This is a genomic window from Parabacteroides faecalis (assembly GCF_022809355.1).
Taxonomy (GTDB): Bacteria; Bacteroidota; Bacteroidia; order Bacteroidales; family Tannerellaceae; genus Parabacteroides; species Parabacteroides faecalis.
This window is the reverse complement of sequence record NZ_JAKZMM010000027.1, coordinates 1-21,077: the sequence shown is the minus strand read 5'-3', so window position 1 is coordinate 21,077 and position 21,077 is coordinate 1. Positions and strand designations below refer to the sequence as shown.

General features: G+C 47.9%; 17 protein-coding genes. 11 read left to right on the top strand and 6 right to left on the bottom strand.

Annotated features, from left to right (window positions below):
- Window positions 1-128: 128 nt before the first annotated feature.
- The 5 genes from MUN53_RS11055 to dut form a co-directional block, all read right to left on the bottom strand.
- The gene (locus MUN53_RS11055; protein WP_245406164.1) at window positions 129-710 is read right to left on the bottom strand and encodes an LOG family protein; all 582 of its coding nucleotides are present in this window, start codon (window positions 708-710) and stop codon (window positions 129-131) included.
- Window positions 711-1,789: 1,079 nt separating this feature from the next.
- On the bottom strand, window positions 1,790-3,070 hold the full coding sequence (locus MUN53_RS11050; RefSeq protein ID WP_243325468.1) for a murein hydrolase activator EnvC family protein: 1,281 nt from the start codon (window positions 3,068-3,070) through the stop codon (window positions 1,790-1,792).
- A gap of 28 nt (window positions 3,071-3,098) precedes the next feature.
- A complete protein-coding gene (locus MUN53_RS11045; RefSeq protein ID WP_243325467.1) occupies window positions 3,099-3,947 on the bottom strand; it encodes a DUF4292 domain-containing protein in 849 nt (282 codons plus the stop codon).
- Complete coding sequence (locus tag MUN53_RS11040) at window positions 3,944-5,695, bottom strand: tetratricopeptide repeat protein (protein WP_243325466.1); 1,752 nt, start codon at window positions 5,693-5,695, stop codon at window positions 3,944-3,946. The genes MUN53_RS11045 and MUN53_RS11040 overlap by 4 nt, the downstream gene beginning before the upstream one ends.
- Before the next feature lie 68 nt (window positions 5,696-5,763).
- On the bottom strand, window positions 5,764-6,198 hold the full coding sequence (gene dut, locus MUN53_RS11035) for a dUTP diphosphatase (protein WP_022457038.1): 435 nt from the start codon (window positions 6,196-6,198) through the stop codon (window positions 5,764-5,766).
- A gap of 226 nt (window positions 6,199-6,424) precedes the next feature.
- Here dut and MUN53_RS11030 point away from each other — a divergent pair, with 226 nt between their 5' ends.
- A complete protein-coding gene (locus MUN53_RS11030; protein WP_243325465.1) occupies window positions 6,425-9,103 on the top strand; it encodes a TonB-dependent receptor in 2,679 nt (892 codons plus the stop codon).
- 301 nt (window positions 9,104-9,404) lie between these two features.
- Window positions 9,405-10,466, top strand: coding sequence for a hypothetical protein (locus tag MUN53_RS11025; protein ID WP_394803073.1), 1,062 nt, complete (start codon window positions 9,405-9,407; stop codon window positions 10,464-10,466).
- Window positions 10,467-10,549: 83 nt separating this feature from the next.
- Here the strand turns inward: MUN53_RS11025 and MUN53_RS11020 are convergent, their stop codons facing one another.
- Entirely contained in the window at window positions 10,550-11,668 is a 1,119-nt protein-coding gene (locus tag MUN53_RS11020; RefSeq protein WP_243325463.1) for a glycoside hydrolase family 43 protein, read from the bottom strand.
- 151 nt (window positions 11,669-11,819) lie between these two features.
- Between MUN53_RS11020 and rpoN the strand changes: the two genes are divergently transcribed.
- From rpoN to MUN53_RS10975, 9 genes are all read left to right on the top strand, one after another.
- Window positions 11,820-13,292, top strand: a complete 1,473-nt coding sequence (rpoN, locus tag MUN53_RS11015) for an RNA polymerase factor sigma-54 (RefSeq protein ID WP_243325462.1) — start codon at window positions 11,820-11,822, stop codon at window positions 13,290-13,292.
- Between the two features lie 11 nt (window positions 13,293-13,303).
- Entirely contained in the window at window positions 13,304-13,924 is a 621-nt protein-coding gene (locus MUN53_RS11010; protein ID WP_022457044.1) for a hypothetical protein, read from the top strand.
- 12 nt (window positions 13,925-13,936) lie between these two features.
- Window positions 13,937-14,317, top strand: a complete 381-nt coding sequence (gene gcvH, locus MUN53_RS11005) for a glycine cleavage system protein GcvH (protein ID WP_022457045.1) — start codon at window positions 13,937-13,939, stop codon at window positions 14,315-14,317.
- Between the two features lies 1 nt (window position 14,318).
- Window positions 14,319-14,825 carry a 5-(carboxyamino)imidazole ribonucleotide mutase gene (gene purE / locus MUN53_RS11000; protein WP_243325461.1) on the top strand — a complete coding sequence of 169 codons (507 nt, stop codon included), beginning with the start codon at window positions 14,319-14,321 and terminating at the stop codon, window positions 14,823-14,825.
- Between the two features lie 48 nt (window positions 14,826-14,873).
- Window positions 14,874-16,706 carry a 4-hydroxy-3-methylbut-2-en-1-yl diphosphate synthase gene (locus MUN53_RS10995; RefSeq protein ID WP_243325460.1) on the top strand — a complete coding sequence of 611 codons (1,833 nt, stop codon included), beginning with the start codon at window positions 14,874-14,876 and terminating at the stop codon, window positions 16,704-16,706.
- Between the two features lie 65 nt (window positions 16,707-16,771).
- Window positions 16,772-18,007, top strand: a complete 1,236-nt coding sequence (locus tag MUN53_RS10990; RefSeq protein ID WP_243325459.1) for a phosphatase PAP2 family protein — start codon at window positions 16,772-16,774, stop codon at window positions 18,005-18,007.
- A 119-nt stretch (window positions 18,008-18,126) separates the two neighbouring features.
- Window positions 18,127-18,738 carry an SIS domain-containing protein gene (locus MUN53_RS10985; protein WP_243325458.1) on the top strand — a complete coding sequence of 204 codons (612 nt, stop codon included), beginning with the start codon at window positions 18,127-18,129 and terminating at the stop codon, window positions 18,736-18,738.
- Window positions 18,739-18,835: 97 nt separating this feature from the next.
- Window positions 18,836-19,777, top strand: a complete 942-nt coding sequence (locus MUN53_RS10980; RefSeq protein ID WP_243325457.1) for a carbohydrate kinase family protein — start codon at window positions 18,836-18,838, stop codon at window positions 19,775-19,777.
- 71 nt (window positions 19,778-19,848) lie between these two features.
- On the top strand, window positions 19,849-20,904 hold the full coding sequence (locus MUN53_RS10975) for a tyrosine-protein phosphatase (RefSeq protein ID WP_243325456.1): 1,056 nt from the start codon (window positions 19,849-19,851) through the stop codon (window positions 20,902-20,904).
- Window positions 20,905-21,077: the final 173 nt, after the last annotated feature.

Below are 21,077 nucleotides of genomic sequence, written 5' to 3'. Positions count from 1 at the left end.
CCATACGCAGCCAAACGTATGAAACTCAAAATCCAGCCATGCCGGTACACGATTAACAGCCCAACCGCCCCAAAGGTTTACACCCGGGCATCGGCAGGTTGTTTCTCCAGCTATCCGACGATGTCAACTCAATACTTGGCTACCCGACGAATGTCTTGATCCCATACCGGAAGCGTCTGCGCTAACCGGACAGCCTCTTCAGGCGTATCGGCGACCGCCCACAAGTCGGCATGCAACGGACGCATAAAACGCTCATCAACTGCCTGACGGAACAGTTGCAGCAGCGGATCATAATATCCGTTGGTATTTAAAATGACAATGGGATTAAGATAAAGGCCAAGTTGTTTCCAAGTAATGATCTCGAGCAACTCTTCGAGGGTTCCATAGCCACCCGGCAAGGCGATAACCGCATCCGAAAGACGGGCCATGGTCTGTTTCCGCTCGTGCATATCGTTGACAACGATCGTTTCCGTCAATCCTGTATGGTTCCAACCCTGCTCTACCATGAAACGCGGAATCACACCGGTGACTTCGCCTCCTGCTTCGAGAGCGGCATCCGAGACAGCGCCCATCAGGCCGATGTTGCCTGCGCCGTTCACGATCCGGATATGTGCCTCCGCCAATTGTCTCCCCAAGAGGCGGGCGTGGTCAAAGTAGACCGGATCAATCTGTGTGCTGGATGCACAGTAGATACAAATTGTTTGAATCATTAGGATTTCATTTTACAAGAGGCAAATTCCTCCACGGTATAAGTGGAGAAACGCCTTTTTATTTCTTTCTTATACAACGGCAAAGGTAACAATATATTTCCATAAGGGTCATCACAAAGTTTTTAAACTTGATTTGTTTTGATTTTTTAACATAGGAGAAAAGGAAAAGAACAATTTTCAATGGACGATGGACAATGCGTGTAGAGGCGCAGCGTGCTGCGCCTCCATCCCAATGCGACAGGATAAAACGACGGGGAAGGAATTGAATATATTCGTTATATTGTTGATTATTATTTAGTTGCGTGGAATATCGTTGAGAATTGACAATTCAATTGGCACAGGTTTCACATAATTAGGCACGGATTTCACGGAAAATATAATTTCCCAATGCGACAGGATAAAACGACAAATAACACAATAAATATATTCGTTATATTGTTGATTATTATCTGGTTGTGTGAAACGTCGTTATGAGGCGCAGCACGCTGCGCCTCTACTGTCGCAAGGTAGGTTTCATGGATAAATGGAAACCCTTGAGAATTAACCATTCAATTGGCACGGACTTCATCAATGGACGATGGACAATGGATAATACGTGTAGAGGCGCAGCGTGCTGCGCCTCCATCCTAATGCGACGGGATAAAACGACAAATAATACAATAAATATATTCGTTATATTGTTGATTGTTATCTGGTTGTGTGGAATGTCGTTATGAGGCGCAGCACGCTGCGCCTCTACTGTCGCAAGGCAAGTGCCATGGATAAATGGAAAGCGTTGAGAATTGACAATTCAATTGGCACAGACTTCATCAATGGACGATGGACGATGGATAATGCGTGTAGAGGCGCAGCGTGCTGCGCCTCCATCCCAATGCGACAGGATAAAACGACAAATAACACAACAAATATATTCGTTATTTTATTGATTGTTATTTGGTTGTGTGAAACGTCGTTATGAGGCGCAGCACGCTGCGCCTCTACTGTCGCAAGGCAAGTGCCATGAATAAATGAGGGAGAAAAGATAATTGTCAATTCTCCATTTTCAATTTTCAATTGAAGAAGTTGTCAATTGTCAATTGTCAATTGCCCAGCCAAGGTTCCGGGTTCTGCTTGGACTTTTCCTTCCAGAGCTGGAAATGGAGGATGGTGGTGTTGTCGGAAGGATCGAGGAAGATCTTTCCGATGACCTGACGGGTAGAAACCTTGTCTCCCGCCTTGACATAAACCCGGTTCAGGTTACTATAGACGGTGAGGTAATTACCATGACGGATGATCACCGAATTGTTGAAGCCGGGGATGGTGAAGACACGGGTAACGACACCGTTGAAGACGGCACGGGCCTCGGCACCCGTATCCGCCAGGATATCGATTCCGTTGTTGTTGGTACGAACATGTTCGAGGGCGGCATGCTGATGCTCTCCGAACTGCCCCACGATGCGATGCGTGTTACCGGTGACAGGGTAGGGCAGACGTCCGCGATTCTCGGAGAAATAATTCGACAGGGCCTTTTCCTCCTTCGTCATGGCATATCCTCCCTTCACATCCGCCTTCCGTTCTTCCAGCGGTGTGGTAGTCGTTCCTTCTTTCTTGTTCTTCCGGACAGCCGCCTCACGGGCTTTCCGTTCACGCTCTGCCTGGGCGATCTCTTCGGCGATCTGCTTTTCGATCATCCGGTTCAGCTGGTTGGCCTGTTTCTGCTTCTCCTTCAGCTGAGCCTGGAGCAGCGACTTCTTCTTGCCCAGCTGGGCGATCTCATCCTTCTGGCTCTTTTCTTCGACCTGCAGTTTCTGCTGTTCCTCTTCACGGCTTGCCAGCAGACGCGTTTTCTCTTCGCGGGTCTTCTTCAGCTCCAGCTGCTGACGGTTGATCTCCGACTGACGGGAGATGATATCGGTAGCTTGCCGTTTCTGCCACTGGGCATATTCGCGGAGGTAACGCATCCGGCGGAGCGACTGCCCGAAGCTTTCGGCCGAAAGGATAAACAGCAGCTTGTCTTGCGAGGCATGCCGGCGATACATACTGCGTACCGACTTGCCATAGCTCTCCTTCTTCTGCTGCAACTGGTTCTCGAGGACACGGATCTGTTTCCCCATGTCGGTAATCTGGATATTGATCGCCTCCATCTCCTGGTTCAACAGACTGATCACCTTCTTACGCGACAGGATCTGCTGGGAAATCAGCTTCAAGCGGCGGGTTACGTCTTTCTCCGTCGCCTGTGTCTGTTTCAGCAGCTCTCCGGTCTTACGGATCTCTTCCAGCGTCTCTTTCCGCTGCTTCTCCAGTTCACGCACCCGCGCCGACTGCTGGCCCCATACCGAACCGGCAAGCAACAAACATATCAATAGATGAATCAGTCTCATGTCACTCTTTCCTTGCGTATTCACGCCCTTATTGATTACCTCCGATCATTTTCAAAACATCCGCAAAGGTAATGCGTTTGTATTTGGCAGGAATCGAAAAATCCATATTTAACGCCTTATTCCACTGAAGACGGGAGAAACGGATATCCATGCCGCCCTTCCGGATCCCCTCATCCCGAAACGCTACCTGCATCTGCAACGGGAACAGCCACGATACCGACGGCTGGGACTCCAGGCTGAGATACTTCCACAACAGCGAATACCGGCCGTTCCCCTCGGTGATCAGCGTCGAGAGCAGCTGTTCGTCGCTATTCGCCTCAAAGCAATAACGCAGGTCCATCCGGTCGCGGGCATGCAAGCGGGTTATGGCCCCTTCCCGTTCGAGGTGGAACTGATCGTAATGCACCCCTTCGACCTCCTGCTCACCCGGCAGGAACAACTGATGCACGAACAGGGCCTGGAGGTTATAGAAGTTGAAATCGATCGGCCACTCTTCCTTCAGGGCCGCATACCGTTCTGCCATATACCGTTTGTTCATCCGGTCCATGACCTTCACACTGTCGGGAGTCAGCTCCATCCGGAAGACTTCAATCCCCAGGAAAGGCTGGACCGACAACTGGAGGGCACTGTCTTTGACCAGCTTGAATTCCACCCGCGAGCCGACCGTTTTATCCCCCATCTGGAGATCGACGTTCAGACGCGCCGAGAACGTCCGGAAAGCCGGTTCGTGCTCCTGCATCGACGCCACAAACGCTTTCAGCTCCTTGGTATTGACTTTCTCCTGGTCGCCCGATACCTTCGCCGACTTACACCCGTAGAAACCCAAGAGGGTAACCAGCAGGAGGCAGGCCAGGACCATTCCGTTTATTCTTCTCATTTGCTTTCTGTATCTTCAATATAAATACCTTTGGCGATCTTCTGTTTGAGGACATCGGTATCCTTTCCCATCTCCTTCGCCTTCTTCCACTGTTCGAGCGCCTTGTCTTTCTCACCGCTCATATACAGGATATCCCCATAGTGATCCACCAGCTCGGCACTGTTTGTCTTGTCTTTCGACAAGGCATTCTCAATATAAATCTTGGCCAGCGTATAATTACCCTGCACGAAGAACACCCAGGCATAGGTATCCAGATAGGTAGCATTGTCGGGCTCCAGCTTGATACACTGGGCAGCCATACGCTCCGCCTTCTTCAGATCCTTCTTGTCGAGAGTCAGGAAATAACTGTAGTTGTTCAATACCGGAGCATTGTTCTCGTTGTATTTCAGGGCCTCATCGTAGGCCTTATAAGCTTCGTCCATCTTCTCCATCTGGTAATAGAGATCCCCGATCTGTCCGTAGAAGTTAGACTTCACCACGCCGTTCCCCTCGGGGATGATCTTCAGTCCGGCATAATACGTATCCAGCGATTCCTGGTATTTCTCCTGCATATAATACCCGATACCCAGGTAGAAATAATATTCGGGAGCCTCCGGGAACAACTCTTTGCAACGGGTACAGATACGGATCACCTCCGGAATATCCTCCCCCTTGAGGGAGATATTCAGCAACTGCTGCCATGCCCCTTCGTTGGAAGGTTCCATCTCCGTCACCAGCTGGAACTGGAACTTCGCCTCTTCCTCCTTTTGCTGAGCCATCAGCAGGCTGCCATACATCAGTTTCAGCTCGGTATCCTCCGGATGCTGGTCCAGCAACGTCTGGAACAGAGAATTGGCATTCTCGATTCCCTGCTGGGTCTGCTGCAGACGCTGTACGTAGCGGGAAAGAATCCCCACCTTGGTCTCCACATCCAGTTTCTCATTCACCAGGGCATCCCGTATTTCCTGTTCGGCTGCTTCCTTATCACCCGTCTGATCGTAATAATTCGCCATGGAGACGATATAACGCGGATCATCCGGATCAATCTCATGCGCTTGCTGATAGCAGGCCAGGGCCTTCTCCGTCTCCTCGTTCTCCAGATGGAGGTCACCCATCAGCAAACGGTAACGGGCATTCATCGGATACTTGTTGGCCAGCTTCTCAATCTCCTCGAAAGCTTTGTCGGGCTGTTTCAGGGTCTGGTACAACTTGAACTTCTGCAGGGAAAGGGTTTCATTCATTCCCATGGTCGACTCGAGCACGTTGTACGCATCGATCGCTGCTCCGATCTCACCTTCCTGCGTCAGGGCATCCGCCAGGTAATAATTCAGTTCGCTTTTATCGGGATACCGTTTCACCAGCTCTTCGTAGGAATCAGAGGCTTCGCCATACATGCCTAAATTCCGGTATAAGCCCGCCAGTGTCATCCGGTAGGTGAAGTTATCATCGCTATGGGCAACGGCGCTCTTGAGCATCTCGACCGCCTTCTCGGGACGATTCCGCTGGAGCTGAAACATCGCCAGCTCATACAAGACCGGAGAAGAAGCCGTATCCAAAGACAGGCAATAGGAGAAGAGGTCGTAGGCCGCATCATACTTGCCCGCATTCTTCAGGTTGGCTGCTTCGTAATAGAAATAATCAAACTTACGCTGCTGCTCCGGAGAAAGCTGATTCAACGATGCCTGAACCGGTGTCTTGACATCCGAAGCCCAAAGTCCGGCAGGCAACAGGAGCCACAACGATAACCAATAAGATAATTGTCTAAACATAATACCTATATATGTAGAGACGTAGCGTGCCGCGTCTCCAAAATTTTCAATTTTCCATTTTCAATTGATCAGATTTTCCCTGTGTGACCGAAACCACCGGCACCCCGTTCGGTATCGTCAAGCACTTCGACCGCTTCCCATTCCACCTGTTTATAGGCAGCAATGACCATCTGGCAGATCCGTTCTCCGTCGTTCACGACAAAAGGTTCGTTGGAGAGATTGACCAGAATCACCCCGATTTCTCCCCGGTAATCGGCATCAATGGTTCCCGGTGTATTTAATAAGGTAATACCATGCTTGATGGCCAGGCCACTCCGCGGACGCATCTGTGCTTCGTATCCGTCGGGCAAGGCAATGTAAAGTCCTGTCGGGATCAGCTTCCGTTCAAGCGGTTTGATCTCTACCGGTTCAGAGAGGTTGGCACGGATATCCATGCCGGCCGACTGCGTTGTGGCATAAGCCGGCAGTGGGTGATGCGATTTATTGATAATCTGTACTTTCATTCGATCTTTCTTTTATGAAGTGCAAAAATAGTTTTTTTGAAGGAAAATGAAAACGGCACGAATTAATAATTAACAATTCCCCCTTGCTGTATTAACGAAAATGAAATATCTGAAACAGGATTCACACACGAATGTAAAGCAATCATAAACTGATTGACACGCTGAAGAAACAGGGGGCCTCTACTTTTGCAGTGTGAAAAATGAAAACGAGAATAATTGATTAACGATGCATAAATTAGCTTCTTTACTACTGACGCTTTCAGCAACAACGGCTTTTGTACAAGCCGAAAACATCAAGGGAACCGTGGTCGACAAAGTCACCAAAGAACCTTTGATCGGAGCTACTATCCAGGTAGCCGGAACGACAATGGGAACCATTACCGACTTCGACGGTAAGTTTGAATTGCCCGAACTGGAAAATAAGTCCTATACCCTGATCATTTCGTATGTATCCTATCAGACACAGGAAATACCGGTGGATGCAACCAAGGCACAGGACCTGGAGATCACCCTGAGCTCGGACGACAAACAGCTGAACGAGGTAACAGTCGTAGCCCGTAAAAACCTGGAAGGAGAGAAGGCACTGCTGCTGGAACGTAAAAAAGCATCGGTAGCTGTAGAAAACATCGGATCAAAAGAAATGTCTATCAAAGGTATTTCAAACGTAGAGGAAGGTGTCAAGAAGATTACCGGTATTTCGATCGCCTCGGCCGGACAACTGATTGTACGTGGCTTGGGAGACCGCTATAGCACAACGACATTGAACGGGCTTCCGATAGCCTCGCCCAACCCCGACAACAAGCTGATTCCATTGGACCTGTTTCCAACATCGACCGTAAAAAACATCACCGTGAGCAAAGTGTATGAAGCCAATACCTTTGCCGATTATTCAGGGGCTCATATTGACATCAGTACCAAAGAAAGTACCGGAGGGGACTTCTTCAACATCGGTTTCAATATGGGAGGCCAGTTCAATACCCTCTTGCAGGATTTCTATTCAATGGACCGGGCACAGTCGCTGTTCAAGAATCCCGGAATCGACTCTCGTTTCATCAACATGGAGAAAACCGAGTTTGAAACGGCTGTCAAAAATGAAAATCCGTTCAACACCACCTTCGATGTCAAGAAAAAAATCAGTCTGCCTAATTTCAGCGGTAACATCGCCGGAGGAAAAGACTGGGCGGTAGGAGACCAGACCCTGAGCCTGCTGGCTTCTTTTTCTGCCAGCAACGGACAGCAGACCATGCGGGATGCTTTCTTCCGTACGCTGGAGGCAGGAGGTAGTACACTAGACCTATTCAATTATAACAGTTATGCAGAAGAGCTGAAGCTGGGTGCTCTGGCCAATCTGTCATATACCTTACGTACCGCCGACCGGATCGGATATACGTTCTTCTACTCCCGCAACATTGTAGATACGTATATGCGCCGGGAAGGTACCGACTACGAAGATCATAACCTGATCGGCAACAACAATACAACCCACATCTACTCCTTGCAGAACCACCAGATCAACGGACACCATGAGTTCGGAAGCCAGTGGGAACTGAACTGGAGCGGATCGTACAGCAAGACCGGAAGTAACGAACCGGACCGCCGTCAGCTGATGTTCGAGAAAGACGGAGACGAGCTGAAGCTCTTCAAGCTGAACCGACAGGAAACCATGCGCTACTTCGGAGCCCTGAATGAGGATGAGTGGGTAGGAGACATCCGTTCCATCTATCGCTTCAGCGACAAGAACTTCCTTCGCTTCGGTGCTGTCTATAAAGACAAACAGCGCGATTTCAACTCAACCCGTTTCTATTACAACCTGAGCAAACTCAATCCGGAAATTACGGATACCTATATCACCAGCAACTTCATGGGATATGACAATGTGCAGAACGGTACGATCGTCATCAACCGTGACCAGCAACCCAAAGACCAGTACGAGGCAGGACATACGATCTACGCCGCCTTTGCTGAAACGGAATTCTATCCGATGGAGAACTTCATGATGAACGTAGGATTACGTTACGAACGGAGCGAACAATGGGTAAACTATGCTACCGACGGCGGACAAGCCAAACGGAACGAGTTGAACTCGGATGACCTGTTCCCGGCCGTGAACATGAAATATACCCTCGACCCGTCCAACAGCCTGCGTCTGTCGGTATCACGTACCGTAACCCGTCCGTCGTTCATCGAAATGGCCCCGTTCCTTTATCAGGAATCCTACGGTTCTTCTCAAATCCGTGGTAACGCCGATCTGAAGAACGGATACAACTACAACCTGGATTTGCGGTATGAGTTCTTTGATTCGAACAACGTAAACAACATGATTGCCGTAACCGGCTATGGCAAGGTACTGCAAGACCCGATCGAACGGACACAGACCCTCTCGGGAGGAGCAGCCGTTCACTCATTCCAGAATGCCAGCACAGGTATCGCAGCCGGTGTGGAAATCGAATTCAGACGTGAATTGATCCGGGATGTCCGGGTAGGCATGAACGGTTCGTTTATGTACACCAACGTGAAACTGCCGGAAGACGGAGGCGCCTATACCAACGACCAACGTGCCCTCCAGGGAGCTTCACCCTACCTGCTGAACGCCGATATCACCTATTCACCGACGATCAAGAACGAAAATCCGCTGACAGCTACCTTGCTTTACAACCTGCAGGGTCCGCGTATCCACGCAGTCGGTATCTCCGGACTGGGAGATGAGAAACAGCTGCCGGTACATACCCTCGACTTCGTAGCCAGCTACAAACTGAACGATCACTTCAGTCTGAAACTGGAAGTAAGCGATCTGCTGAACCAGGACATCGTATTCAAGCAGGAGACAAAGAACGGCGATAACCTGGAAGTGGAACGGTTCAAACGCGGTACCGGATTCGAAATCGGATTCAGCTACGCTTTATAAAGACAAATCAGCTAACTAGTAAGATATTAATAACATATTCAAAAAAAATTCAGGTATGAAAACATCTAATTTGAAATTCTTATCCATGGCAGCTATTTCAGCCATGATTGCTTTCACATCATGTGACGAAGACGATCCAACAGACAATCCCAATACAGATGGTACAGAAAACCCGGACGGTGAAGCAACCGGTTATTCTTCTGAATTATTTCAGGCTGAAGCAAATCACAATACCATCAACTTCGATTTCAGCAATACTTTCAGCAACCTGTTCGTAGGAACCATCGATGGTGGAGCGGATATGCCAAGCGTAAACAGCTTCTTTACAGCAGCCGCTTATCAGGGAGCTGTCTCAGCCGACAACAACTGGACAGCCGGATGGACACTGACAACCGAAGAAGGCGGTGACAACAAAGCTGATCAGGAAGCCGTAGAAACCCTGACCGGTACCCTGTCGGAAGACAAGACTTTGGAAGCCAACAAAAAATACATGTTAAGCGGTGACTATATCGTAGAGACAGGCGCTACCCTGACTATTCCGGAAGGCGTTACCATCGTAGCAGAAGCCGACGATGACAAAGTGGATTATATCCTGATCCAGCAAGGAGCCAAGATCGTAGCTGAAGGTACAGCCGAAAACCCGATCGTCATGACAGCTACCAAGAAAGAAGCCGGAGCCTGGGGTGGTATCCACATCTGCGGTAAGGCACATTCGAATGTAGAAGGTGGTACAGGTAAATCTGAAATCGGTGACGCAACTTATGGTGGCAACGATGATGCAGACAACTCAGGTGTATTGAAATACCTGCGTATCGAATACAGCGGTTATGCATTCGACTCAGAACACGAAGCCAACGGATTCACATTCTACGGCGTGGGTAATGGTACGACCATCGAATACTGCCAGGCATACAAAGGATCTGATGATGGTTTTGAATTCTTCGGTGGTAGCGTAAACGTGAAGAATGTAATCGCCGTAAGCTGCAGCGATGACTCATTCGACTGGACAGAAGGATGGAACGGTAACGGTCAGTTCATGGTCGCTTATCAGGAAGCAGAAGAATCACTGGGTTATGACTGTGACTGCTTGATGGAATGTGACAACAACGGTGATAACTTCGCCGCTACTCCGGTTGCTCATCCGACATTGGCTAACCTGACATTGATCGGTAACGGTGGCAGCAAACAAGGTATCCGTTTACGTGCCGGTACACAAGCTTCTATCTACAACGCCCTGGTAGCCGGAAAAGGCATGTGTCTGACAACTGAAACAGCTGAAACAGAAGATGCATTGGTAGAAGGTACTTCTGTTCTGAACTATATCACCTTGGCAACAGACATCACTTGCAAAGGAGCCGAATAAAAAGACACACACAAACTCATAATAAAACTTGTATCATGTAAAAGGGGTAGTTCCGGGAGGAACCGCCCCTTTCTTCATTATCTTTACATCTTCCATTCATCCTGCCAATGAATGACGAAACGTTCGCCGTCAAATTCCAGCGGGAGCCAGATATAACGACCGTCAATCGCATTCTCGGGAGTCCACCGGTCGCCCATATAAATGAACTTGTCCGGATGTCCGGGCATCGGGAGGATATACGTACTCTGCGAATGATAGGTCGTAGCAGAATCGGCATCCATACACGGATTCCCCAGTTCCTTCCATTCACCCAGGATAGAATCGGCTACCGCCGAACGGGCTGCATTAGGAGCCCAGCCTGTACAGCCAGACATCATCAGGTAATATTTCCCGTTATGCTTGAACATGGCAGGAGCTTCCATGAAACGGCCGGCAAAACAACGGACATACACCCCATTGTGATCGGTATAGTCATCATTCAGCTGGGCAATCTGCAAGGTACTGTTCTCTTCCGACGCATAAATGTGATAGGCTTTACCGTCGCCATCGACAAACAGATTCATATCACGGGCCATCTGTCCCCTTTCCAGGTCACGCTTGTGGATATTCAACGAATCAGGATGTCCGGGCAGACTTCCTCCGGAATAGGCATCTTCCAACGCAGGCACAGGTGCGTTTTTCAGCTCGTCTGAAGCATTTTCAGCCCATTTCCCGGCATTGATACGCCCGGCATGCAAGAAGCGATACGGACCCGTTACCCGGTCGCTGACAGCCACTCCGCTTTGTGCACCCCGGTATCCCATCCCTTTCGGTTCGAGATGGAACCACATCACATATTTCCCGGTCTTGGCATTATGGATAACTTTCGGACGCTCCAGGATACAGCCTTTTTCAATCGGACTACCCGAACCTTCGGGTTCTACCGTCAAAGCGATGCCCTCATCTATCCAGTTGTACAAATCGTCTGATGAATAGCAATGAACCCCCACATTGGCCCGGTTGCCTGCCTCACCTTCCGTCTTATGTTCACCAAACCAATAATAACGGCCTCCATCGTACAGGATGCCTCCTCCATGGGCATTGATATGCACCTCCGTGTTGTCGAGCCAGATTTCACCGGGCTTAAACGACTGGTAGCGTTTCCCCTCCTGGCATGAAAATAGTCCTGCTACTAACAGGGACAAGCAAAATGTTTTCCACATATATGTTAGTTTTTAAGATTATGAACCGCAACGCATATTGCAAACTTACAGATTGAATCCTGGCTATACAAGAAATTTCAAGAAAAAGACGAAAGGATTTGTCTATAAAAAACTATATTTGCATAATCATTCAGGCTAACGATAATTTGATATGTTAAAACAACAGTTACGTCAACAGCTTCAACAGAAGCTTTCTCCCCAGCAGATTCAATTGATCCGCTTGCTGGAACTTCCTGCTATTGAGTTGGAAGAGAAAGTCAAACATGAGCTGGAAGAAAACCCTGCCTTGGAAGAAGGCAAGGACGTGCCGGAAGATGATTTTGATACCGCAGAACATACCGATCCGGATGACAGGGACAATACGGAAGGCGGAGAATCAGACGCCGACTTAGATCTGTCATTGGGTGATTATATGTCGGAAGATGATATCCCGGAATATAAATTGCAGGAAATACGTGAACGGAGTGAAAAGAAAGAAGATATCCCGTTTTCGGTCAGTGAGTCGTTGAACGAATTCCTGATCCAGCAATTACGTTTACGCAATCTTCCTGAAAAAGAAATGAAGACAGCTGAATACATCATCGGGAATATTGACGACGACGGGTATCTGCGCCGTGATCTGGGGGCCATAGCAGACGACCTGGTTTTCCAGGCAGGTCTGGATGTGGAGGAAAAAGATATTTATCCCATCCTGCAGATCATCCAGGATTTCGAGCCTTATGGTGTAGGAGCACGTAATCTGCAGGAATGTCTGCTGATTCAATTACAGAAGAAAGAACAGACACCGGAGACACGGATTGCCATCCGGATCCTGACTGATTATTTCGAGGAATTTACCCGGAAGCATTATGATAAAATACTGCGCGGACTGAACATCTCGGAAGAGACCCTGAAAAAGAGTATCCGTGAGATTACGCTCTTAGATCCCAAGCCCGGTATTGCCTGGGGAGGAACGATGGAAACAGCCATGAGCCAGATCATACCGGATTTTATCGTCGATTCGAACAATGGTGAGATCACGTTGTCGATGAACAACCGGGGTATTCCGGATTTACGCATCAATCAGGAATATGTTGATATGTTTCACGACTATACGAGCAACAAGGCCAATCAGACCAGCGACCGGAAGAATGCCGTACAATTTGTAAAGCAGAAACTCGATTCGGCCCAATGCTTCATCGACGCGGTCAAACAGCGTCAGGAGACCTTACAACGCACGATGGAAGCCATTATCTACTTACAGAAAGACTTCTTCCTGACGGGGGATGAATCGTCACTCCATCCGATGATCCTGAAAGATGTGGCAGAACGGAGCGGATACGATATCTCTACGATTTCGAGAGTCAGCAACAGTAAATACGTACAGACCAACTTCGGTATTTATCCGCTGAAATACTTCTTCTCTGAATCCATGCAGACCGATAGCGGAGAAGAAATCTCAACCCGCGAAGTCAAGAAGATCGTAAAGGAGCATGTGGATAACGAAGACAAACGGAAACCATTGACCGATGAGGAACTGGCTGCTATCCTGAAAGAGAAGGGATATGTCATTGCCCGCCGTACGGTAGCCAAATACCGCGAGCAACTGGGTATTCCGGTAGCCCGTCTTCGGAAAGAAATCTAAAGGAGCAATTTATGAGATTAATAGCAAATATATTGTCGATCGCCTTTCATCCGTTGCTGATGGTCACTTACGGAGTCGCGTTGGCATTTGCCAGCACGTATCTGGCTGTTTATCCGCTTCAGATGAAGTTGCTGATCCTGTCGGGGGTCTTTCTGATGACAGCAGTCGTCCCGGCTATTTTTATTTTCCTGCTGGTCAAATATGGCAATGCAGGTGATTATGCCCTGACCAATCGTCGTGTACGCACGTTGCCTTATTTGCTCTACGTCGCTTCGATCGTGGCCTGTGCCTTTTTCCTGTTACGGATGCTATTGCCATTCTGGCTGGTTGTCATCCTGTTCGGTACTGCAGCAGTCATGCTGATCGCCATGGGAATTAATTTTAGATGGAAGATCAGTGCCCACATGATCGGTATCGGCGGACTGATAGGAGGTATCATGGGAATTGCCCAAATCTATGCACTCAACCCGTGGAGAGGTTTTATCATCGGGTTTCTGATAGCCGGCTGTTTGGGAACGTCTCGCCTGATTCTGCAAAGGCATACGCCGGCACAGGTCTATGCAGGTTTCGGATTAGGATTTACAGGTATTTATATATCTTCATTATTAAGTTATTTCTATTTTTTCATTTAAAACACTTGAAATATGAATTTTCCTACAGATGTAAAGTACACAAAGGATCATGAATGGATCCGCGTTGATGGCGACGTAGCATACGTTGGCATTACTGATTATGCACAAAGCGAATTGGGTGAAATCGTTTATGTAGATATCACAACAGAAGGTGAAACAGTAAACAAGGAAGAAGTATTCGGTACGATCGAAGCCGTTAAGACGGTATCTGACCTGTTCATGCCGGTTACGGGTGAAGTATTGGAAGTAAATCCGGAATTGGAAGATGCACCTCAGCTGGTAAACGAAGATGCTTATGGCAAAGGATGGATCATTAAAGTAAATGTATCGGATGCAGCAGAACTGGATGAATTATTGTCGGCTGCTGAATATGAACAATTAATCGCGAAATAAGATGACGCCGGTTGTTAGTATCATCATGGGCAGTACTTCGGATCTGCCCGTTATGGAAAAGGCAGCCAAGTTTCTCGATGAGATGGAAATCCCGTTCGAGATGCATGCATTGTCTGCCCACCGTACACCGGAAGAAGTAGAAAAATTCGCCAAGGGAGCCAAAGACAGAGGTATTCGTGTCATCATCGCAGCTGCCGGTATGGCTGCTCACCTGTGTGGTGTCATTGCTTCCATGACGACTGTTCCCGTCATCGGTGTACCTATCAATTCGACGCTCGACGGTATGGATGCCCTGTTGGCTATCGTACAGATGCCTCCGGGAATTCCGGTTGCTACCGTAGGGATCAACGGAGCCTTGAATGCCGGTATCCTGGCCGTACAGATGCTGGCTGTAGGCGATGAAGCATTACAAACAAAATTGGCCCAATACAAGGAAGATTTGAAAAAGAAGATTGTAAAGGCCAACGAAGATTTGGCAAAAGTATCTTTCAAATACAAAACCAATTAATTTCAAGTAGAGACGCAACTCCTTGCGTCTCTACCTTATCAGGAACACATGGATTATTTCAATTACAACCGTCGTCAGTCGTCGGTAGTTCAGATCGGAAACACCCCAATGGGTGGTGATTATCCGATTCGTATCCAGTCAATGGCCAATGTTTCCACCATGGACACGGATGCTGCCGTACAACAAGCCATCCGGATGATCGAAGCCGGAGCAGAATATGTCCGTTTCACGGCTCAGGGCGAACGTGAAGCGCACAACCTGGGTGTCATTCGCCGTCTATTGAATGAGCAGGGATATACGACACCTTTGGTGGCCGATATCCATTTCAACCCGAAAGCAGCAGATGCAGCGGCTGTCGAGGTAGAGAAAGTACGTATCAATCCGGGAAACTATGTGGATAAAGTAAAAACCTTCAGCCACCAGGAATATACGGATGAGGAATATGCTGCCGAACTGCAGAAGATCCGCGACCGTTTCGTTCCTTTCCTCCAGATTTGTAAAGAACATCACACCGCGATCCGTATTGGCGTAAACCATGGTTCGTTGTCCGACCGGATCATGAGCCGTTATGGTGATACACCACACGGAATGGTAGAATCATGCATGGAGTTCCTGCGTATATGCCGCGATGAAGACTTCCCGAACGTGGTTATCTCGATCAAAGCCTCCAATCCGGTAGTCATGGTCAAGACAGTCCGCCTGCTGGTGAAGACCATGGAAGCGGAAGGCATGAGTTATCCACTCCATCTGGGAGTAACCGAAGCTGGTGACGGCGAAGACGGCCGTATCAAGAGTGCCGTAGGTATCGGAGCACTTCTGGCCGACGGTATCGGAGACACGGTACGGGTATCGCTCACGGAAGATCCGGAAGCAGAAATGCCCGTAGCACAAAAACTGGTCAACTACATTCAGGAACGCCAGGGACATCAGCCGATTGTCGGAGAACTGGCTCCCGGCTATGATCCGATAGCCTGTCTGAAACGGAAAACGCGCGGGGTAGAAAAGATTGGTTCTGATTTTCTGCCAGTCGTCATCTCCGACCGGGCACAAGGTGATTTTGAGTTCAATTATGAAGCCATGCCCGATTTCATTTACATCGGTCAGGAGAATCCCGAAAACTTACCGGACACATTCCGTCTGCTGGTAGATGCCCAGTTCTGGAAACCACGTCCCAATGCATTCCCTTACTTTATTGCTTCAGAAGCAGAAGAAATGAAAAACTACGAGTCTCCGCTGAAGTTTATCCGGCTGACTTATCCGGATCTGACGGATGATATCCTGGAGATTCTGAGAAAAGACAAAACGGTTGTAGTCGTATTGAGTACACACCGCTGTAACGGTCTGGGAGAACAACGGGCAGCCATGCACCGCCTGATGAAGGCTGGAGTAGATGTACCGGTTATCCTTCACCGCGAATACAACGAACCGGATATCGAGTCTGTCCAGCTGAAATCAGCAGCTGATTTAGGTGCTTTACTGCTTGATGGATTCGGAAACGGTATCATGCTGCATGATGACGCGGTTCCGGCCCAAATACTTGATCAGACCATGTTTGGAATTCTACAGGCAGCCAAAGTCCGTATCAGTAAAACAGAATACATTTCCTGTCCAAGTTGCGGACGTACGTTATACGACCTGCAAACAACCATTGCCCGTATCAAAGAAGCGACTTCGCACCTGAAAGGGTTGAAGATTGGCATCATGGGTTGTATTGTCAACGGACCAGGTGAAATGGCCGATGCCGATTATGGGTATGTAGGAGCCGGACGTAACCAGATAAGCCTGTACAAGGGGAAAGAATGTCTTGTCAAGAATATCCCCGAAGAAGAAGCCGTTGAACGGTTGGTTCAGTTAATCAAAGACAATGGCGATTGGAAATAAACGGGAATCGTCGGGTTCTGACACCCAAGCGCAAATTCGAACTTTATATGTGTCAAGTAGAACGCATGAAGAATAATTGTCTTTCATCAACAGGAAATCGGACGATAAGATGGAGGGCTTTATGGGCTGTATTCAGCCTGCTCGTTACAGTGAGTCCGACATGGGCTTCTACTTCCGACACCTTGGATATACAGGACAACCTGTCAAGAATTCAAAAACTACAGCGGACGTCGGCCTACCAGATAACCAAGCAAGGCGTTCCGCTGTTGTTTGCCAGTGCATTGGCTACTTCCATCGACAAGAGAATCCAAGAAACCCGACAGGTGAACATGTCATCCTTTTCCAATCACTTTGATGATTACCTGCAATATGCCCCGATGGCAGCCATGTTCGGAATGAAACTGGCAGGTGTCAAAGGAAGAAGTACCTGGGGAGAGATGATGACAGCCGATGTGATCTCTGCCGCTTTGATGGCAGGTGTTGTCAACGGATTGAAATATACAGTCAAACGGGAACGTCCCAACCAACGCAAGAACAACTCGTTTCCATCGGGTCATACGGCAACGGCTTTTATGGCCGCCACCATGTTATACAAAGAGTATAAGGATTTAAGTCCATGGGTTGGTATCGGTGCGTATTCGGCTGCTACCTTGGTTGCAACCGGACGGATGATGAACAACCGCCATTGGCTGTCGGATGTGTTGGCTGGAGCCGGTATCGGTATCATGTCAACGGAAGTAGGTTACCTTTTATCCGACCTGATTTTCCGTAAGAAGCCTTTATTCGACGTACTGGACGACGATGCCTCTTATACCCGTATTCCTTCCTTTATCGAATATTCCGTGGGCTACAGCTCCTTGTTTCCCCGACAAATAATCATGGACGGAAAAGAACTGACGTCGTATCAGGGATTGAATACAACCATCTCGGCAGCCTATTACCTGCAGAGCGGTTGGGGACTAAATCTTCAAGCGGCTATTTTATCGGCCAAGCTAACCCAAGGCCAAGGTATTGTAGGTGCTACGTCGTTCAGTATGGGACCCGGGTATTCCTACCGGCTCATACCCCGTATTTTCCTCAACTCAAAGGTCGAAGTCGGTTACTGCCAATTGCTATATAATCACGATGTTCTCCATAAAGGAATTTCCGGAACGGCAGCAACCTCTATCCTGGCACAGATTTCACCGGCCATGGGCCTACGGCTTTATTTGGATTACGTGTATACCAGCCTGCCTTACTTTGACAGCGGGAAACGTCTGAATTATTTGAGTACAGGTCTTGCCATATCAGCGTTATTCTGATTCCTTCCCACCATCACGTACGCGGCAGAATAAATCCGTGGAAAAAGAAGCCGAATGCTGGGAGTTACAGAAAAAGATGTATTTTTGTATTTCAGTAGATCAAACAAGTGTAAAAAATCATGATGACAGACGAAATATCATCTATTTTAGAGAAAGAAGCGAATGCCGTACGCAACATTCCCGTGTCTTCCAATTATGCGGAGGCCGTCAATCTGATTGTAGAGTATGTGCACGCACGTGGAGGTAAACTGGTAACAAGCGGAATGGGCAAGGCCGGACAAATTGCCATGAACATCGCAACGACTTTCAGTTCGACAGGAACACCGGCATTTTTCCTGCATCCGAGCGAAGCCCAACATGGCGATCTGGGTATTGTCCAAGCCAACGATATCATGTTATTGATTTCCAACTCCGGCAAAACACGGGAACTGGTAGAGCTGGTCTCTCTGACCCGCGGACTGGTACCGGATATGAAGTTTATCGTTATCACAGGCAACCCGGAAAGTGAATTGGCACAAGAAGCTACAGTCTGTCTGCCTACCGGAGCTCCGGCCGAAGTATGTCCGTTAGGACTGACTCCGACAACCTCAACGACAGTCATGACCGTCATCGGTGATATCCTGGTAGTCAGCACCATGAAGCGAATCGGTTTCACCAACACCGACTATGCCAAACGTCATCATGGAGGTTACCTGGGATCGAAAAGCCGTGAGCAAAGCAAAAAGGAATAAAATCAAGTTCATACGTTTCTCGGCGGATTCGTTTGCAAAACAAACGAGGAGTAGATTCGATTTCCACGAGAAACAAATGCAAAACAAGTGAGGAAACATGAGAAAGGTAATAGGAATTGGAGAAACAATACTGGATATTATTTTCCGGGGAAATCAACCGCATGCAGCTGTACCGGGCGGATCGGTGTTCAACGGGTTGGTATCATTGGGACGATTAGGCGTAGATGTTCTTTTCATCAGTGAAATCGGGAATGACAGAGTAGGAGATATCATTCAGAATTTCATGCAGGAGAATCATATCTCTACCCGGTATGTAGATCGTTTCCCGGATGGAAAAAGTCCTTTGTCGCTGGCATTTCTGGATGAAAACCAGGATGCTCAATATACCTTCTACAAAGACTATCCGAAGCAACGCCTGGAAGTGCCTCTACCTCCGATTGAGAAAAACGATATCTTCATCTTCGGCTCCTATTACTCTCTGAATCCCGTTTTACGGAAACGGGTCTATGAATTCCTCGAATATGCCAAAGAACGCGGAGCAATCTTGTATTACGACCCGAACTTCCGGCAGGCGCATGCCCATGAAGCCATTCATGTGATGCCTACGGTATTGGAGAACTTCGAGTTTGCCGACATCGTACGGGGATCGGATGAGGACTTTTACAACCTCTTCAAACTGACAGACCTGGATCGGGTTTATCAGGATCATGTTCAATTCTATTGTGATAACTTCCTGACAACCCGTGGAGCCAACGGAGTGGATCTGCGAACCTGCCGTTTCACGTCTCATATCGATGCCCAGTCCATTCAGCCCGTCAGCACCATCGGAGCCGGTGACAATTTCAATGCCGGTATCATTTACGGACTACTGAAATACGAGGTACGGAAACAGGATCTGCCTACATTGGACAAAGACAAATGGCAGAAAATCATCCAATGTGGCATTGATTTCTCGGCCGAAGTTTGTCAAAGTTACGACAACTATATTTCATCGGATTTTGCCAACAAATATGGAGGATCCCAAGTGAAACTTAAATAAACATAAGAAATTGGGGATATTGGGGGGATTTTCTATCTTTGTAAAGATAGATAGAAGTTGGGAGAATGGTGATGAAAGAACAGATTCTAGGTATACTGACATGTTTGCTGGCATTATTCGGATGCAAGTCCGAATCGTGTGACGTGAGGGCGTTGTGTGTCCGGGATGAAATTGGCAATTACATTATCAAATGGGAGACGAATCCGGTAATAAAAGGGATAGCGAAGTTGTATGTGTCGGATGTTCCTGATAAATTTGACATGAACCATCCTGCCGCATCTACTTCCATCGAAGACGGATTTATCCGTTATATCACCTCCGACAATATCCAGCGTAAATATTTCCGGATTACTTTCAACGATCATTCTCCTCAAGACGTAGCAGCCCGCTATACGTTTATGGATAACATCCAGAATTTCCGTGACGTCGGTGGTTATAAATCGAAGAAAGGAAGGCAAGTCAGATGGGGCAAGTTATACCGTTCGGGAAATATTCACAACTTCTCCGAACAAGATTCCATCCGGCTCATTGAGGCAGGTATAAAAACCATCATTGACTTACGGACGGCTCACGAAGTAAAAGAGCAACCCATTTATTTCCCCAACACACAGATTATCCATATCCCCATTCCTTGTGGAAACAAAGAGGAGATGAACCAACGTATCCTGGAGAACAAAGTACGCAAACGGGACGGAACACTCTTCATGGAAGATGCTTATATCCGTTTTATCGCCAATAATACAGAAGATCTAGGAGACGTTTTCCGCATCTTGCTTGACAAGAAGAATTATCCGATCCTGATATCCGGAGAGTTAGGCAAAGACCGGGTCGGCCTTTTCATCTCATTGCTTTTCTCTATGCTAGACATTCCGCAAGAATCGATCACGCAGGAATATATGAGTTCCAACCGGTATATTGATCCCAGCTTCATGGCAAAAACGGTTTCAGCGTTAAGTACGGATGCGCAAGAGACGATGACAGTCTTGCTTTCTGTCAACGAATCGTTCCTGAACATCGCCTACCGGGAAATCGAAAACCGTTACGGATCATTTGACAATTACCGGGAAACCGGACTGAAAATATCCGGTAAAAACAGAGACCGTCTGAAAGATCTCCTGCTGAAATAGATCAGAACTCATAATAATTATCTATCTTTGCAGGCTGAAAACGATCATATGTGAGCGACCATTGCGAAAGATTTCGCACTCAAAATCACAGGTGATCTACGACTAAAACGGAATTGTTTAACACAAAAAAGGAATGACTATGAATGTATTTCCTGCAATCGAAGGTAGTTCAT

Excerpts from the sequence above, each read along its gene's own strand:
- MUN53_RS10990 (WP_243325459.1), top strand. The coding sequence starts at position 16,772 with ATGAAGAATAATTGTCTTTCATCAACAGGAAATCGGACGATAAGATGG.
- purE (WP_243325461.1), top strand. The coding sequence starts at position 14,319 with ATGACGCCGGTTGTTAGTATCATCATGGGCAGTACTTCGGATCTGCCC.
- MUN53_RS11030 (WP_243325465.1), top strand. The coding sequence starts at position 6,425 with ATGCATAAATTAGCTTCTTTACTACTGACGCTTTCAGCAACAACGGCT.
- MUN53_RS10985 (WP_243325458.1), top strand. The coding sequence starts at position 18,127 with ATGATGACAGACGAAATATCATCTATTTTAGAGAAAGAAGCGAATGCC.
- MUN53_RS10975 (WP_243325456.1), top strand. The coding sequence starts at position 19,849 with ATGAAAGAACAGATTCTAGGTATACTGACATGTTTGCTGGCATTATTC.
- MUN53_RS11045 (WP_243325467.1), bottom strand. The coding sequence starts at position 3,947 with ATGAGAAGAATAAACGGAATGGTCCTGGCCTGCCTCCTGCTGGTTACC.
- gcvH (WP_022457045.1), top strand. The coding sequence starts at position 13,937 with ATGAATTTTCCTACAGATGTAAAGTACACAAAGGATCATGAATGGATC.
- MUN53_RS11010 (WP_022457044.1), top strand. The coding sequence starts at position 13,304 with ATGAGATTAATAGCAAATATATTGTCGATCGCCTTTCATCCGTTGCTG.
- MUN53_RS11040 (WP_243325466.1), bottom strand. The coding sequence starts at position 5,695 with ATGTTTAGACAATTATCTTATTGGTTATCGTTGTGGCTCCTGTTGCCT.
- dut (WP_022457038.1), bottom strand. The coding sequence starts at position 6,198 with ATGAAAGTACAGATTATCAATAAATCGCATCACCCACTGCCGGCTTAT.
- MUN53_RS11025 (WP_394803073.1), top strand. The coding sequence starts at position 9,405 with ATGCCAAGCGTAAACAGCTTCTTTACAGCAGCCGCTTATCAGGGAGCT.
- MUN53_RS11055 (WP_245406164.1), bottom strand. The coding sequence starts at position 710 with ATGATTCAAACAATTTGTATCTACTGTGCATCCAGCACACAGATTGAT.
- MUN53_RS11050 (WP_243325468.1), bottom strand. The coding sequence starts at position 3,070 with ATGAGACTGATTCATCTATTGATATGTTTGTTGCTTGCCGGTTCGGTA.
- MUN53_RS10980 (WP_243325457.1), top strand. The coding sequence starts at position 18,836 with ATGAGAAAGGTAATAGGAATTGGAGAAACAATACTGGATATTATTTTC.
- rpoN (WP_243325462.1), top strand. The coding sequence starts at position 11,820 with ATGTTAAAACAACAGTTACGTCAACAGCTTCAACAGAAGCTTTCTCCC.
- MUN53_RS10995 (WP_243325460.1), top strand. The coding sequence starts at position 14,874 with ATGGATTATTTCAATTACAACCGTCGTCAGTCGTCGGTAGTTCAGATC.
- MUN53_RS11020 (WP_243325463.1), bottom strand. The coding sequence starts at position 11,668 with ATGTGGAAAACATTTTGCTTGTCCCTGTTAGTAGCAGGACTATTTTCA.